The sequence below is a fragment of the Achromobacter mucicolens genome, from assembly GCF_902859725.1.
GTDB classification, from domain to species: Bacteria; Pseudomonadota; Gammaproteobacteria; order Burkholderiales; family Burkholderiaceae_B; genus Achromobacter; species Achromobacter mucicolens.
The window spans coordinates 43,012-58,881 of the sequence record NZ_CADIJP010000021.1 but is presented as its reverse complement, the minus strand read 5'-3'; the positions used below and the strand labels follow the sequence as shown (position 1 = coordinate 58,881).

The 15,870-nt window shown below is 65.0% G+C and carries 14 protein-coding genes; 9 read left to right on the top strand and 5 right to left on the bottom strand.

All coding sequences use genetic code 11. The features are described 5' to 3' along the window. Nucleotides 1–21: 21 nt before the first annotated feature. The gene (locus tag HV786_RS22880; protein ID WP_056324588.1) at nucleotides 22–666 is read right to left on the bottom strand and encodes a DNA-3-methyladenine glycosylase family protein; all 645 of its coding nucleotides are present in this window, start codon (nucleotides 664–666) and stop codon (nucleotides 22–24) included. A gap of 20 nt (nucleotides 667–686) precedes the next feature. Next, a complete protein-coding gene (cysS, locus tag HV786_RS22875) occupies nucleotides 687–2,141 on the bottom strand; it encodes a cysteine--tRNA ligase (protein WP_175211899.1) in 1,455 nt (484 codons plus the stop codon). 320 nt (nucleotides 2,142–2,461) lie between these two features. On the opposite strand from cysS, the gene HV786_RS22870 reads away from it, so the two are divergent. The 3 genes from HV786_RS22870 to HV786_RS22860 all read left to right on the top strand — a co-directional run bounded on the left by HV786_RS22870 (nucleotide 2,462) and on the right by HV786_RS22860 (nucleotide 4,555). Further along, on the top strand, nucleotides 2,462–3,145 hold the full coding sequence (locus HV786_RS22870; protein WP_062839208.1) for a tetratricopeptide repeat protein: 684 nt from the start codon (nucleotides 2,462–2,464) through the stop codon (nucleotides 3,143–3,145). Between the two features lie 134 nt (nucleotides 3,146–3,279). Continuing rightward, complete coding sequence (locus HV786_RS22865) at nucleotides 3,280–3,789, top strand: peptidylprolyl isomerase (RefSeq protein WP_056324586.1); 510 nt, start codon at nucleotides 3,280–3,282, stop codon at nucleotides 3,787–3,789. Next, nucleotides 3,782–4,555: a UDP-2,3-diacylglucosamine diphosphatase gene (locus tag HV786_RS22860; RefSeq protein ID WP_128828723.1), complete on the top strand. Its 774-nt coding sequence runs from the start codon at nucleotides 3,782–3,784 to the stop codon at nucleotides 4,553–4,555. The genes HV786_RS22865 and HV786_RS22860 overlap by 8 nt, the downstream gene beginning before the upstream one ends. Nucleotides 4,556–4,642: 87 nt before the next feature. On the opposite strand, the gene HV786_RS22855 is transcribed toward HV786_RS22860, so the two are convergent. The 3 genes from HV786_RS22855 to azu all read right to left on the bottom strand — a co-directional run bounded on the left by HV786_RS22855 (nucleotide 4,643) and on the right by azu (nucleotide 7,833). Beyond that, nucleotides 4,643–5,506, bottom strand: coding sequence for an undecaprenyl-diphosphate phosphatase (locus HV786_RS22855; RefSeq protein WP_128828724.1), 864 nt, complete (start codon nucleotides 5,504–5,506; stop codon nucleotides 4,643–4,645). Between the two features lie 19 nt (nucleotides 5,507–5,525). After that, nucleotides 5,526–7,112: a TerC family protein gene (locus HV786_RS22850; protein ID WP_062839210.1), complete on the bottom strand. Its 1,587-nt coding sequence runs from the start codon at nucleotides 7,110–7,112 to the stop codon at nucleotides 5,526–5,528. A gap of 271 nt (nucleotides 7,113–7,383) precedes the next feature. Continuing rightward, entirely contained in the window at nucleotides 7,384–7,833 is a 450-nt protein-coding gene (gene azu, locus HV786_RS22845) for an azurin (protein WP_128828725.1), read from the bottom strand. Nucleotides 7,834–8,100: 267 nt separating this feature from the next. On the opposite strand from azu, the gene HV786_RS22840 reads away from it, so the two are divergent. From HV786_RS22840 to HV786_RS22815, 6 genes are read left to right on the top strand one after another with little or no spacing between them, the layout of a single operon-like run. After that, nucleotides 8,101–10,353 (top strand): NosR/NirI family protein, encoded by a 2,253-nt coding sequence (locus HV786_RS22840; RefSeq protein WP_175211898.1) that lies wholly within the window; start codon nucleotides 8,101–8,103, stop codon nucleotides 10,351–10,353. Nucleotides 10,354–10,406: 53 nt separating this feature from the next. Then, nucleotides 10,407–12,323 (top strand): TAT-dependent nitrous-oxide reductase, encoded by a 1,917-nt coding sequence (gene nosZ / locus HV786_RS22835; RefSeq protein WP_056323503.1) that lies wholly within the window; start codon nucleotides 10,407–10,409, stop codon nucleotides 12,321–12,323. A gap of 6 nt (nucleotides 12,324–12,329) precedes the next feature. Further along, nucleotides 12,330–13,643: a nitrous oxide reductase family maturation protein NosD gene (locus HV786_RS22830; RefSeq protein ID WP_175211897.1), complete on the top strand. Its 1,314-nt coding sequence runs from the start codon at nucleotides 12,330–12,332 to the stop codon at nucleotides 13,641–13,643. Further along, a complete protein-coding gene (locus HV786_RS22825) occupies nucleotides 13,640–14,545 on the top strand; it encodes an ABC transporter ATP-binding protein (protein WP_128828732.1) in 906 nt (301 codons plus the stop codon). Before HV786_RS22830 ends, HV786_RS22825 begins: the two co-directional genes overlap by 4 nt. After that, the gene (locus tag HV786_RS22820; RefSeq protein WP_056323496.1) at nucleotides 14,542–15,372 is read left to right on the top strand and encodes an ABC transporter permease; all 831 of its coding nucleotides are present in this window, start codon (nucleotides 14,542–14,544) and stop codon (nucleotides 15,370–15,372) included. The genes HV786_RS22825 and HV786_RS22820 overlap by 4 nt, the downstream gene beginning before the upstream one ends. Next, nucleotides 15,369–15,869, top strand: coding sequence for a nitrous oxide reductase accessory protein NosL (locus tag HV786_RS22815; protein ID WP_128828733.1), 501 nt, complete (start codon nucleotides 15,369–15,371; stop codon nucleotides 15,867–15,869). The genes HV786_RS22820 and HV786_RS22815 overlap by 4 nt, the downstream gene beginning before the upstream one ends. Nucleotide 15,870: the final 1 nt, after the last annotated feature.

Genomic DNA, 15,870 nt, shown 5'->3' with positions numbered 1-15,870 from the left:
AGATGGGCTGCCTGGTTTGCGTCAGTATTGGACCGGCGTCGGTTCCAGACTGCGCCACAGATACCAGGTTGCCACGGTACGCCAGGGTTGCCACGCCAACGAGACTTCGCGAGCCTCGAAGCGAGAGACAGGCTCGCCGCTGAAATAGTGTAGCGAGATTGCCTTGAGCAACCCAGGATCATCCAGCGGCAGGACATCAGGCCGCTGTAGATTGAAAATCAAAAACATCTCCGCCGTCCAGCGTCCGATGCCGCGGATGGCGACCAGTTCAGAAATGACGGCCTCGTCGTCCATGGCCGCCCATTTCTCGGGGTGGACCCGGCGTTCGCCGAAATGCACGGCCAGGTCGAGCACGTATTCGGCCTTGCGTTGGGACAGTCCGGCCTTGCGCAGGCCGTCCACGCCCACGCGCAGCACGGCGACGGGCGTGGGGCGCTTGCCCACGGCGTCGATGAACTTGGTCCAGACGGCATCGGCCGCCTTGGGGGAAATCTGCTGCCCGATGATCGCCCGCGCCAGCGTGATGAACGGCGTGCCCCGCGAGGTCAGCCAGACCTCGGGGTGCTGGGGGATGATCTTTTTCAGGATGCGGTCGCGGCGCATCAAGTGCGCGACGGCGGCTTCCCAATATTCAGGCTTGGGAATGTCGAGATCTGCGGTGGACATGGCCGGCGTATCCTGCTTGGTCACGCGCGGCGCCATTGCGTGAGGCCACCCGGTTTGTCGTCGAGCTCGATGCCGGCGTCGCGCAGTTCGGCGCGGATGCGGTCGGCCTCGGCGAAGTTGCGGGCGGCCTTGGCGGCCGCGCGCGCGTCGATCAGGGCCTGGATGGCGTCGGCGTCGAGCGTGCTGCGCGCGCCCTGCTCCATGGCGGCCGCCGAGTAGCGGGTGGCGGACTGGAAGTAGGCGGCCGGGGCTTGCTGCAGCAGACCCAGCAGCGAGGCAAGCGCCTTCATCTGCCCGGCGCTGCGCGCGCTCTTGGTACGGTTGGCCTCGGAGGCCAGTTCGAACAGCGCGGCCACGGCGCCCGAGCTGTTGAAGTCGTCGTCCATGGCGGCCTTGAAGGCTTGCGCCTGCGGCTCGTCCCAGTCGATGCCCTGGTCGTCGGCCGGCACGTTCTGCAAGGCCTGGTACAGGCGATCCAGCGCGTTCTGCGCGTCGACGAGGTTATCCGGCGTGTAGTTCTGCGGGCTGCGGTAGTGGTTGCGCACGATGAAGAAGCGCACCATTTCGGCTTCGCGCGGGTTCACCGCGTAATCGGACTGGTCGGCTGCCGGATCGCTTTGAGCAATGGTCTGGCGGATGGTCCGGAAGTTGCCGAGCGACTTGGACATCTTGTCCGAATCGACCATGAGCGGGCCGCAATGCATCCAGATGTTGGCCAGCGTGCCGCCGAACGCGCCTTCGGTCTGCGCGATCTCGTTTTCATGGTGCGGGAATTTCAGGTCCGGACCGCCGCCGTGGATATCCAGGGGCAGGCCCAGCAGCGACTTGCTCATGGCCGAGCACTCGATGTGCCAGCCCGGGCGGCCCAGGCCGTAGGGCGATTCCCACTTGGTGTCGGCCGGTTCCTCGGCCTTGGCGGACTTCCAGAGAACAAAATCCAGCGGGTCACGCTTGCCGGAGCCGACGGCCACGCGCTCGCCGGCGCGCAGGTCATCCAGCGTCTTGCCGGACAGCTTGCCGTAGCCGGCAAACCCGCGCACGGCGTAGTTCACATCGCCGTCTTCGGCTTGATAGGCCAGGCCGTTTTGTTCGAGCTTGCCGATGATGTCGAGCATCTCGCCCACATATTGCGTGGCGCGCGGCTCGCGGTCGGGGGATTCGACGCCCAGCGCGCGCTCGTCGGCGTGCATGGCGTCGATATAGAACTCGGTGACTTCGCCAATGCGGCGGCCGGTCTCGACCGCGCGGCGGATGATCTTGTCGTCGATGTCCGTGATGTTGCGCACGTAGTCGACAGCCAGGCCGCTGGCGCGCAGCCAGCGCTGCACGACGTCGAACGACACCAGCATGCGGGCGTGGCCCAGATGGCAGAAGTCATAGACGGTCATGCCACACACATACATGCGCACCTGGCCGGCCTGGGCCGGTTTGAACGGTTCTTTGGTACGCGATAACGTGTTGTAGATTTGCAGCATGGCGCGATAGGCTTCGTTTAGTGTTCCGTGGCGGTTCGGAAAATTGCAGTCAGCGGAAGATACCGCCGACACGTGCCGCCCCATTTACAGTGCCGACCCGTTTGCAGGGGTGCTTCCCTTGTACAGGGTCGTCCCATTGCACTTTGGCAGGAGGGTTCGCGTAGAAAAGATGAGTTCGCGACCCTCTTTTCCTTACTGCCCTGAACGCGATGGTCGAGCCAAAACCCAACCGGGGCTAAAATGGCGGTCGTCAAGTATAGCAAGCGGCCCGGTCGAGCGCGTAAGCGCCGGCCGGCCAAGACTTTTAACGGAACCCACACGTGACTATCAAGCCGCGTTTTTGCGTTGCCCTGCTCGCCCTGGCCCTGGCCAGCTCGCCCGCGGGCGTCGCCATCGCCCAGTCGATGAGCGGTGGCGCGGGAGAAAACCCCAACGCCACTCGCACCACCCTGGATCCCATCCCGCCCGAAGGCGGCTGGGACGCCCTGGCCAAGCTGCTGGAGGCCGCCAAGCCCAGTGTGGATACGCGCCTGACCCCGTCCGCCTCCCAGATCACGACGCACATCGAGCTTCTCTTGAACCGCGGCGATAACGAGAAGGCGCTGGCGATGATCGAAAAGCGCGAGGCCGAGATCAAGGATCAGCGCGGCACCGATGTCCAGCTCATGTTCCAGCATGCGCGCGCCCTGGCGGCGCTCAACCGCACGAACGAAGCCATCGACATCTACAACGACATGACGACGCGGTTCCCCGAATTGCCGGAACCCTGGAACAATTTGGCGGCTCTATATGCAAGCCGCGGTGAACTCGACCGGGCGCAGGATGCCTTGCAGATGGCCCTGCGCGCCGACCCGAACTACGCGGCTGCCCGCGCCAACCTGGGCGACCTGCAGTTGCTGCAGGCCCTGCGCACCTACAAGGAAGCCGCCGGCGACGGCGTGCCCGGCATGCGCGAAAAGGTCCGCGAAGTTGAAACAATGTTGAAGGATAAACAAGGCAAATGATGTCCCGTTACTCCCCTCTACACCTGCTGCGCCTGACGGCGTGCTCGTTCGCACTGGCTGCATTCGCACCGGCGCTGGTCAGCGCCGCCCCGGCAGCCTCTTCTTCCCCCTCCACCTCCGAAGGCACCAAAACCATGAGCACCAATCCCCGCGTCAAGCTTCAAACGAACCAAGGCGACATGGTCATCACCCTGGACGCCGCCAAGGCGCCCAAGTCCGTCGAAAACTTCCTGACCTACGTCAAGGAAGGCTTCTACAACGGCACGGTGTTCCATCGCGTGATCGACGGCTTCATGATCCAGGGCGGCGGCTTCGAGCCCGGCATGAAGCAAAAGCAAACCCACGCCCCGATCGAAAACGAGGCCAACAACGGCCTGAAGAACGACAAGTACACCCTGGCCATGGCCCGCACCAGCGACCCGCACTCGGCCACCGCCCAGTTCTTCATCAACGTGTCCAACAACGACTTCCTGAACTTCACGTCGCCCACGCCGAACGGCTGGGGCTATGCCGTGTTTGGCGCCGTCACCGAAGGCCAGGACGTGGTCGACAAGATCAAGGGCGTGAAGACCGGCAACAAGGGCTTCCACCAGAACGTGCCGAACGAAGACGTCATCATCGAGAAGGCCGAAGTTCTTGAATAAGATCACGCTGCCCGGCCCGGTCTGGCTGGCATCGGACCTGCACCTGGGGCCGGCCACGCCGGCCACCTCGGAGGCCTTCCTGGCCTTTCTGCAGGTTGCGCAAGAAGAGGCGGCAGCCCTGCTGCTGCCCGGCGACATCTTCGACGCCTGGATCGGCGACGACGTGATCCGCGCTGCCCCGCCGTGGCTTGCCACGGTGCTGACGGCGTTAAAGACCACGGCAGCCCGCATCCCGGTCTGGCTGGGACGCGGCAACCGCGATTTCCTCATCGGCGAGGAACTGGCAAAGGCCGTGGGCGCGCAACTGCTGCCCGAGCCGGCGCTGCTCGAAACCGATTTCGGCTCGATCCTGCTGACGCACGGCGACGAATTCTGTACGGACGATGCCGCCTATCAGCAGTTCCGCCAGATGGTCCGCAATCCGCAATGGCAGGCCGAATTTTTGGCCAAGACCATCCCCGAGCGGCTGGCCATGGCGCAGCAGGCGCGCGGCGAAAGCCAGGCGGCCAACCAGACGAAGTCCATGGAGATCATGGACGTCAACGCGGGCGCCATCGAATCGATCTTCCGCGAATCGGGCGTGCGCGTGCTGGTGCATGGCCACACGCATCGCCCCGCGCGCCACGTGCTGCAGGTCGACGGCGAAAAACGCGAACGCTGGGTGCTGCCCGACTGGGACTGCGACCACGTGTCGCCTCCGCGCGGCGGCTGGCTGGTCATCGACCGCGACGGACTGCAGTTCTACGATCTGGAAACGGAAGCGTAGACGCCGCCGTACCGCGCAAGTCAAACACAAGGGCCGCTTGAAAAAGCGGCCCTTGTGTTTTCTGCGCCCCGCCGTGGCGGGAAGGCATCAGCGTGTGAAGATCCACGCGGCCACGACGCCGCCGAAGATGATCCGGTACCACGCAAAGACACGGTACGTGTGGTTGGCCACGAAGCGCAGCACAGCGCGCACCACCACCATGGCGCTCAGGAATGCGGCGATAAAGCCCACGGCGATGCCGGACAGGTCATGCTGGGTCAGGAGGCCAAAGTTCTTGTACATGTCGTAGGCCGCCGCGCCCAGCATGGTCGGCATGGCCAGGAAGAACGAGAACTCGGTGGCCGTCTTGCGCTGGATGCCTGCGATCATGCCGCCGATGATGGTGGCGCCCGAGCGCGAGGTGCCGGGAATCATGGCAAAGCACTGGGCCACGCCCACGCCCAGCGCCTGCTTCCAGGTGATCTGCTCCAGCGTGTGGGCCGATGCGCGTTCGTCGGACGCGGTGTCGTCCGCCGCGCCCGGCGCGTCGCCCGGCGTGTGGCGCGTGCGGCGTTCGACGTACAGCATGATCAGCCCGCCCAGCACCAGCGTCACCACCACCACTGCCGGGTGGTAGAACACCGATTTGATGGTCTTGATGAAGATCGCGCCGATCACCGCCGCGGGCAGGAAGGCCAGGATCAGGTTGCGGGTGAAGGCGACCTCGCTGGGCACGCCGGTCAGCGTGCCGCGAATGAGCTGGAGCAGTCGGGCCCGGAAGACCCACATCACGGCCAGGATGGATCCCAGCTGGATGACCACCTCGAACACCTTGCCGTCGCCCGAATCGAAATTCAGCCAGTCGCCGACCAGGATGAGGTGGCCCGTGCTGGACACGGGAATGAATTCCGTCAGGCCTTCCAGGATGCCCAGGATGAATGCTTTGATCAGATAGAGCGCGTTCTCGGTCACGGGCTGGGGTCTCTTTCTGTTAGTCGTTGGCTAGGGAGGATTCGTCAGGGAAATGCTCTTGCGGGCGCTTTTCGACGCGCACGAGCGCGATGCGGCGGCCGTCCATTTCCAGGACTTCGAAACGGAAATGCTGGTGGTGGATCTGGTATTCGCAGACGTCGCCCGGCTTGGGCAGATGTCCGAAGCGTGAGAGCAGATAGCCCGCAAGTGTGGAGAAGTCCTGGGCGTCGTCGACCAGGCCTTCGGTTTCCAGCACCTGTTCGACGTGGTGCAGGTCGGCCGCCCCATCGATCTTCCAGGTGTTTTCGCCGTCCGCCACGATGTCGGGTAGTTCGTCCTCGTCGGGGAATTCGCCGGCGATGGCCTCGAAGACGTCGATGGGCGTCACCAGGCCTTCGATGGCGCCGAACTCGTCGGCCACCAGCACGAGCTGGCCGCGCGAGCGCTTGAGGGTGTCCATGAGACGCAGGATGCCGATCGACTCGTGCACGATGATGGGATCGCGCAGGCGGTTGCGGCGCACCCTGCCCTCGGTGATCAGGTCGGCGATCAGGTCCTTGGCGCGGCCGATGCCCAGCACTTCGTCGAACGAGCCGCGGCACACCGGGAAAAAGCTGTGGGGCGCCTCGGTGAGCTGGCGGCGGATGTTCTCGGGATCGTCGTCGATGTTGATCCAGGACACGTCGGTGCGCGGCGTCATGATGGACCGGATGGAGCGCTCGGCCAGGGTCAGGACCCCGCTGACCATGTTGCGTTCCTCGACCCCGAAGGCCTGGACGGACGGGCCGTCGGCGTGCGGCAGATCGGGTTCGTCGCTGGCGGGCGGCCGCTTGCCCAGCATGCGCAGCACGGCCGACGCCGTGCGTTCGCGCATCGGACGGCGCGCGTCCAGCTTGAGCAGGTTGCGGCGGGCCACCTGGTTAAGCGCTTCGATGGCGACCGAAAAACCGATGGCAGCGTACAGGTAGCCTTTGGGCACCTTGAAGCCGAAGGCTTCGGCCAGGAGCGAAAAGCCGATCATCAGCAAGAAGCCCAGACACAGCACCACCACCGTGGGGTGGGCGTTGACAAAGCGCGTCAGCGGCTTGGAGGCGATCAGCATGATGCCGATGGCGATGATGACCGCGATCATCATGATGGCCAGGTGATCCACCATGCCGACGGCGGTAATGACCGAGTCCAGCGAGAACACCGCATCCAGCACCACGATCTGCGTGACGATCACCCAGAAGCTGGCATAGACGCGCGGGCCGGAAGCGCCAGCGTGCCCGCTGCCTTCCAGGCGCTCGTGCAGTTCCATGGTGCCTTTGAACAACAGGAACAGGCCGCCCACCATCAGGATCAGGTCGCGCCCCGAGGGCGACAGGGGACCGATATTGAACAAGGGGGTGGTCAGGGTGACCAGCCAGGACATGACGGACAGCAGGCCCAGGCGCATGATCAGCGCGAGGCTCAGGCCCATGATGCGTGCGCGATCGCGCTGCGCGGGCGGCAGCTTGTCCGCCAGGATGGCGATAAAAATCAGGTTATCAATGCCCAGGACGATCTCTAGGACGACCAGGGTAAGCAAGCCGACCCACGCAGCGGGGTCCAGCAGCCACTCCATCAGGAGCTCCAGAAGTTACACGACCGGTAATCGTACATGGAAAATCCGTGACATGCCGGTGACGTATCCCCTCCGTAAGCCTGATGGACAGAGGCTTTGGCCCGAAAGGACTAAGGCTTGCAAGCGCCTGAACGGGGCGGCAAGCAGGCTTGCGCAACCGGTGCGGCGGCGCTGCCCCCCGAGGGGGCGTTTTTCATTTTGGGGCGGCCCGGCAATGAAAAAGCCGGCCCCCCGGCCGGCTCTTGCTTGTCTCAACAGACCCGTCGGCGTATCAGCCGCCGACTTTCAGCGTGCCCTTCATCATGGCCCAGTGGCCGGGGAAGGAGCAGAAGAATGCGTAGTTTTCGCCCGCGGCGAGCTTGGAGACATCGATCTTGACGGAGTCGGATTCGCCGCCGCCGATGACCTTGGTGTGGGCGATGACACGGGAATCGCCCGCCTTGACGTAATCCTGTGCGAGGCCGGCGCCCATGCCGTCGGTGGCGACGCCCTGCTTGTCGGCTTCCTTGGTGAGCACCCAGTTGTGGCCCATGGCGACCTTGGCCATCTTGCCGACGTGCTTGAGGGTGACCGTGAATTCCTTGCAGCTCTTGTCGACGACGATTTCCTTGACGTTGAACTGCATGGCGTCGTTGCTTTCGACGGTGGCTTCACATTGCGCGGCCAGCACGGGCAGGCTGGTGGCAGAAAGAAGGATGGCGAGGGTGGCTTTTGCCAGCATGAAATTCTCCGATGACACAGCGGTCGATGCACGTACGCCAGCCATATGCAGACGCCGTTGCCGCCGCGGACCAGTGTAGGACCGCCTTCCCATCGATCGCTTGACATCCATCAAGCCCTACCCCGCATACCCCTCAAAACTAAGGAACTTCCCCTACATTTCGTAGGGCTATTAAGCATTCAAAAGGCCAAATTGACAAACCGCAATCCGCCGCCGGGTGCATGTTCGTAGGATGCCTGTAAGCAAACACGACGAATAGAGTTCAGCATGCGCGGCAGTACCGAAGTACACCACCGGGTCGCACGATACGTTCAAGCCGCGTTGATTGCATTTTGGCTTTCCTGTCTGTTCCTGGCGCAAGCGGCGCAGGCGCAACGCCTGCCTGAATTCCTGGCCGCCACGCCCATCACCGAGGTCTTTCCCGGCGCCGACCGCACCGGGCCCGTCGAAGGCAAGCCCGCCGCCGCTCGCGTCTATGCGGGCGGCAAACAACTGGGCCTGGTCTATCTCACCACCGACGTGGTCAACACCCGCGGGTACTCCAGCAAGCCGATCGACGTGCTGGTGGGGCTTTCAGACAACGGCCGCATCATGGGCGCAAAGCTCGTCGAGCACCACGAGCCCATCGTGCTGATCGGCATTCCCCAGTCCAAGGTCGATCACTTCATCCAGGGCTACGTCGGCCTGAACTTCGTCGAGTCCCCGCCCCGCCACGGCGCGCCGCCGCCCGTGGACATCGTCAGCGGCGCCACCGTCACGCTGATGGTGATCGGCGACACGATCACCCGATCGGCCATCGCGGTGGCGCGCGCGCACGGCATCGACAAGTCCGGCGCGGCGCGCCCGGCGGCGCAACCGGCCGCCACGCGCGTCGTGGACGAGGACAAGGACACGGTGCAGAGCTGGCAGGAGCTGCTCGACGCGGGCGCCGTGAAGAACCTGCGCCTGACGCCCGACGACGTCAATCAGGCGTTCCTGCGATCCGGCCGCAAAGACGCCGCCGAACACGGCGAAGGCGGCCTCGACGACACCTTCATCGATCTGTATGCGGCGCTGGTCAGCGCACCGTCCATCGGCCGCAGCCTGCTGGGCGACATCGGCTGGCAGCGCCTGAAAGAACGCCTCAAACCCGGCCAGCAGGCCGTCCTGGTAGCGGGCAACGGTCTGTATTCCTTCAAGGGATCGGGCTACGTGCGCGGGGGCATCTTCGACCGCATCGAGGTCATCCAGGACGAAAGCGCCTTCCGCTTTCGCGACCGCAACCACCAGCGTCTGGCCGACGTCAACGCCAAGGGCGCGCCGGCGCTGCGCGAAGTCGCCCTCTTTGTGGTGCCCGAAGACGCGTCCCTCGACCCGGTCAAACCCTGGCGCCTGCAACTGATGGTGCAGCGCGTGCTCAGCGTGTCGGACAAGGCGTTCGTCACGTTTGATCTGCCCTACGAACTGCCCCAGGCCTATACCCGCTCCATCGCCCCCCCGGCCGCCTCCGCGCCCAGCCCGGCGCAAGCCTCGCCCGCGTCCGCGCCCGAGGCCGATTCCGCGCCCGCGCTATGGAAACAGATCTGGCACGGCAAGGCCGGCCAGATCGCCATCCTGACCGTCGCCCTGACGGTGCTCGTCGGCATCTTCTTCTTCCAGGACCAGCTCACGTCGCGCCCGCTGCTGCACGACCGCCTGCGCCTGGCGTTCCTTGCCTTCGCGCTGTTCTGGATCGGCTGGTACGGCCAGGCGCAGTTGTCCATCGTGAACGTGCTGACGTTCTTCTCTGCCCTGCGCACCGACTTTCGCTGGGAATACTTCCTGATGGACCCGCTGGTGTTCATCCTGTGGTGCGCCACCGCCATCTCCATGGTGTTCTGGAACCGCGGCGCGTTCTGCGGCTGGCTGTGCCCGTTCGGCGCGCTGCAGGAACTGACCCACCGCCTCGCCCGGCGGCTGGGCGTGCGCCAGCTGAAGATCCGCCACGGTGTGGCGCAGCGGCTGTCCACGTTCAAGTATGTGATCTTCCTGCTGCTCTTCGGCTTCTCGCTGTATGACCTGGCGGTCGCCGAGCAGCTCGCCGAAGTCGAGCCCTTCAAGACCGCGATCATCCTGCACTTCGTGCGTCACTGGCCCTTCGTGCTGTTCGCCGTGGCGCTGCTTGTCGCGGGCCTGTTCATCGAGCGCTTCTTCTGCCGTTACCTGTGCCCGCTGGGCGCTGCCCTGGCCATCCCCGCCCGGCTGCGCATCTTCAACTGGCTCAAGCGCTACCGCGACTGCGGCAACCCCTGTCAGCGCTGCAACATCGAATGCCCCGTCCAGGCCATCGACCCATCCGGCGAAATCAACCCGAACGAGTGCATTCAGTGCCTGCATTGCCAGCTGCTGTACCACCACAAGCAGAAGTGCCCTCACCTGATCCAGAAGCAGGCCAAGCGCGAACGGCGCCCGACGCCGCCCCCGGAGCCGGCGGTGCACGAAGTCGTTCTGCACCGCATGCCCAGCCCTAACACGGCGAATCGCCCCAACCCGGAATCGTGAAACACGATTTTCGTACCGCGGCGCACCGCGCCGCCACTACCTAGGAGTTATCCATGTCCGACAAGACCCCCGAAAAAGCCGGCCTTACCCGCCGCAGCTTCCTGGGCACCGCAGCCATCACCGGCGCGGCCGGCCTCGTTGCCGGGGCGCAGATGTCCACCGCGCACGGCAAGGACGCCAAGTCCGGCAACGGCGGCGTGCTCGGCCACGTCGCGCCGGGTGAACTGGACGAATACTACGCGTTCAACTCCAGCGGCCAGTCGGGCGAGGTCCGCGTGCTGGGCCTGCCGTCCATGCGCGAACTGGTGCGCATCCCCGTCTTCAATCAATGCAGCGCCACGGGCTGGGGCCGCACCAACGAAAGCCGCAAGATCCTGACCGACGGCCTCACGCCCGAAACCCGCGAATTCCTGAAGGACAAGGGCGGCGTATTTCCCAACGGCGACGCCCACCACCCCCACCTGTCGTTCACCGACCAGACCTACGACGGCCGCTACCTCTTCATCAACGACAAGGCCAACAACCGCGTCGCGCGCATCCGCCTTGACGTGATGAAGACCGACAAGATCACCGAGCTGCCCAACGTGTCGGGCGTGCACGGCCTGCGTCCGCAACGCTATCCGCGCACCGGCTACGTGTTTGCAAATGGCGAGCACATCATTCCCCTGCCCAACGACGGCAAGGTGCTGGACGACCCGAAGAAGAACTTCTTCTCCGTCTACACGGCGCTGGACGGCGACACGATGAAGGTGGCGTGGCAGGTGCTGGTCGACGGCAACCTGGACAACGGCGATGCCGACTACCAGGGCAAGTATTCGTTTGCCACCTGCTACAACTCCGAGAAAGGCGTCACCGTTGAAGAGATGTCGGCCAACGAGCAGGACTGGGTCGTGGTCTTCAACATCAAGCGCATCGAGCAGGCCGTCAAGGACGGCGACTTCAAGACGATGGGCGGCGTGCCGGTCGTCGATGGCCGCCACGGTTCCAAGTACACGCGCTACATCCCGGTGCCCAACTCGCCCCACGGCTGCAACGCCGCGCCCGACGGCATCCACCTCATGCTGAACGGCAAGCTGTCGCCCACCGTGACCGTGATCGACGTGCGCAAGCTGGACGATCTGTTCGCCGACAAGATCAAGCCGCGCGACTGCGTCGTGGCCGAACCGCAGCTTGGCCTGGGCCCGCTGCACACCGCGTTCGACGGACGCGGCAATGCCTACACCACGCTGTTCATCGACAGCCAGATGGTCAAGTGGAACATCGACAAGGCCAAGCGCGCCTACAAGGGCGAAAAGGTCGACCCGATCATCCAGAAGCTGGACGTGCACTACCAGCCCGGCCACAACCACTCCACCATGGGCGAAACCAAGGAAGCCGACGGCAAGTGGCTGGTGTCGCTGAACAAGTTCTCCAAGGACCGGTTCCTGAACGTGGGCCCGCTCAAGCCCGAGAACGACCAGCTCATCGACATTTCCGGCGATGAAATGAAGCTTGTGCATGACGGCCCCAGCTTTGCCGAGCCGCACGACATGTGCCTGGTGCACCGCTCCAAGATCAACCCGATCAGCGTCTGGAAGCGCGACGACCCCATGTGGGAAGACGCCCGCCAGATCGCCAAGAAGGACGGCGTGTCGCTGGAAGACGCCGCCAAGGTCGTGCGCGACGGCAACAAGGTCCGCGTGTACATGATGGCGGTCGCGCCCATGTTCAGCCTGAAGCAGTTCGAGGTCAACCAGGGCGACGAAGTCACGGTGTTCGTGACCAACATGGAAGTGATCGAAGATCTGACGCACGGCTTCACGCTGGAAGGCCATGGCATCGCAATGGAAATCGGACCCCAGGCCACGTCGTCCGTGACGTTCAAAGCCGACCGCCCGGGCATCTACTGGTACTACTGCCAGTGGTTCTGCCACGCGCTGCACATGGAAATGTCCGGCCAGATGATCGTGCACCCCAAGAAGTCTGCGTAACGATCCATGGCTGCCATCGCAACCTTGCGACTCGCGGCATGGGCCGCGGCCGGCTTCGTGCTGGCCGGCTTCGGCCCGGCCCTGCACGGGGCCGCCGCGGCCGCCACGCTGGACGTGGCGGCGGGCGCGGACCTGGCGCAGGCCGTCGCCGCGGCGCAGCCAGGCGACACGCTGCGTCTGGCGCCGGGGTCTTACGCGGGCGCCGTCGTCATCGACAAGCCGCTCACCCTTGAAGGACCGCAGGACCGTTCCGCGATCATCGCCGGCACGCGCCAAGGACGCACGCTGTGGGTCAAGGCCGCGGACGTATCGCTGCGCCATCTGACCGTCACGCGCTCGGGGCTGGATCTGCCCGCCATGGACGCGGGCGTTTTCCTGGACCGCACCGCGCATCGCGCCGTGGTGGAACACAACGACATCCTGGACAACCTGTTCGGCGTGTATGTGTGGGGTCCGCAAGATGCGATGGTGCGGGGCAACCGCATCGTGGGCAATCAGGAACTGCGCGTGGCCGAGCGCGGCAATGGGGTGTCCCTGTGGAACACGCCCGGCAGCGCGGTGGTGGACAACGACATTTCCGCCGGCCGCGACGGCATCTTCGTGAACACCAGCAAGCAGAACCGCTTCACTGGCAACCGCTTCCACGACCTGCGCTACGGCGTGCACTACATGTACACGAACGACAGCGAGATCAGCGGCAACGTATCCACCGGCAACGACATCGGCTTTGCCATCATGTATTCGCACCGCTTGGTCGTCACCGGCAACGAGGCGGTGAACAACGTCGAGCAGGGCCTGATGATGAACTACGCCAACGACTCGGACATCTCGGGTAACACCGTCGATGGCGCGGCCAAATGCGTGTTCATCTACAACGCCAACAAGAACCGCTTTGCGGACAACCATTTTTCCAACTGCGACATCGGCATCCACTTCACCGCGGGCTCCGAAGGCAACCGCATCTCGGGCAACGCCTTCATCAACAACCGCAACCAGGTCAAGTACGTGGGCACGCGGGTGATGGAATGGTCGGACGGCGGCCGCGGCAACTACTGGAGCGACAACACTGCCTTCGATCTGGACGGCGATGGCATCGCCGACACGGCCTACCGTCCGAACGACGTGGTGGACCAGCTGCTGTGGCGCGCCCCGGCCGCGCGCATCCTGCTCAACAGCCCCGCCATCTCGGTGGTGCGCTGGGCGCAATCGCAGTTCCCCGCGATCCTGCCGGGCGGCGTGATCGACAGCGCTCCGCTGATGAAGCCCGCCAGGCCGCGCGGCGCAAAAACCGGCGCGACGCGCGCCGAGGACATCCAATGAGCAATCCACTGGTGACGCTTTCGGGCGTCAGCAAACACTATGGCGACCACCGGGCCATCAGCGTCCTGGACCTGGACCTGCGCGAAGGCGAATGCGTGGCCCTGGCCGGTCACAACGGCGCAGGCAAAAGCACGCTGATCAAGCTGATCCTGGGACTGATCCGCCCCACGCACGGGCGCGTCACGCTGTTTGGCCAGGACGCGCACAGCCCGGCTGCCGCGCGCCTGAGAGACCGGATCGGCTACCTGCCTGAAACCGTGGCGCTGCATCCCGCGATGACGGGCGCCGAAACCCTGGCGTTCTATGCGCGTCTGAAGCGCCAGCCCTTGAAGCGCAACGCGGAACTGCTTGAAAAAGTGGGCATTTCCGGCGCGGCGCATCGCCGCGTGGGCGGGTATTCCAAAGGCATGCGCCAACGGCTGGCGCTGGCGCAGGCGCTGCTGGGCGCACCGCGCGTCCTGCTGTTCGACGAGCCCACCACCGGCCTGGACCCCGCGTCGCGGCTCAAGTTCTACGAGATCGTGCATGAATTGCGCGCCAGCGGCGCAACCATCCTGCTCAGCACGCACGCCTTGTCGGAACTGGCTGGACATGCCGACCGCATCGTCGTCATGAAGGCGGGCGTGAAGATCGCCGACGGCGGCATGTCCGCGTTGCGCCGCGATACCGGCCTGCCGATCCGCATCAGCGTGACGCTCGGGCCGGACGATGCGTCCGCCCCGCCCTCCTCGGCCTGGCGGCAGGTCGAGGCCGGCCGCTATGAGCGGCTGTGCCACGAATCGGACAAGGTCGAGGCCATCCGCAGCATCGGCGCCATCCGGGTGCCCATCGGCGACCTGGACATCCAGGTTCCCGGGCTGGACGACATCTACGCCCACCTGCTTGAACGGGAAGACGCATGAACGCCGTAAGCACAATCATCGGCAAGGAAATCCGCGACGGCCTGCGCAACCGCTGGGTCCTTGCCACCTCTGTCCTCCTGGCCGCGCTGGCGCTGGCGCTGGGCCTCTTGGGAAGCGCCCCCACCGGCGCAGTCAAGGTCGATCCCTTGACCGTCACGGTGGTCAGCCTGTCCAGTCTTTCCATCTTCCTGGTGCCGCTCATCGCCATGCTGCTGGCCTATGACGCGATCGTCGGCGAGGTCGACCGCGGCACCATGGCCCTGTTGCTCAGCTACCCGGTGTCGCGATGGCAGGTCATCATGGGCAAGTTCATCGGCCACCTGGCCATCCTGGCCATTGCCACCGGCGCGGGCTACGGGTCTGCGGGGCTGGCGCTGCAATGGGTCTATGGCGGCATGGATGCCGGCGCGTGGCGGCCCTTCGCCATGCTGATCGGGGCCAGCGTGCTGCTAGGCGCGAGCTTTCTGGCGATGGGCTACCTCATCAGCACGCTGGTGCGCGAACGCGCGACGGCCGCGGGCATCGCGCTGGGCGTGTGGCTGTTCTTTGTCGTCATCTACGACATGGGCCTGCTGGGCGTGCTGGCGGCGGACCAAGGCCGTCACGTCACGCCGGGCATGCTCAACGCGCTGCTGCTGGCCAACCCGTCCGACGTGTACCGCCTGCTGAACCTGACGGGCTTCGAGAACATCTCCATGTACGCGGGCATGGCTGGCGTCAGCGACCAGGCCCAGATGCCCGTGCCGCTGCTGGTGGCGGCGCAATTGCTGTGGATCGCGGTGCCGTTCCTTCTGGCCGCCTTCTGCTTCCGGAGGAAACAGCTATGACGCTGCAACGTTGGGCCGCCATCGGGGCCATCATGCTGGCGCTTTCGGCCTGCGGCGGCGACGAACCCGCCGCGCCGCCGCCCGCGCCTCAGGCAGTGTCCGCCGATGCCGTCGGCCACTACTGCGGGATGATGCTCAAGGACCATGCGGGGCCGAAGGGCCAGATATTCGTCAAGGGCCGCGGGGCGCCGGTGTGGTTCTCGTCGATCAAACAAGTCTTTGCCTACACCCGGCTGCCCGAGGAACCCAAGGGGCTTGCCGCTATCTACGTCAACGACATGGCGGCCGCGGGGCCTGATGGCGCCGCCGACCCGAAAGCCTGGGTGGACGCCCGCCAGGCGTTCTATGTCATCGGTTCCAGCTTCCTTGGCGGCATGGGCGCCGAAGACGCCATGCCGTTCTCGGATCAAGCCCGGGCGCTTGCCTTCGCCCAGACTCACGGCGGCCGCGTCGTGCGCTTTGCCGACGTGCCCGAGGACTACGTGTTTGCCCAATAGC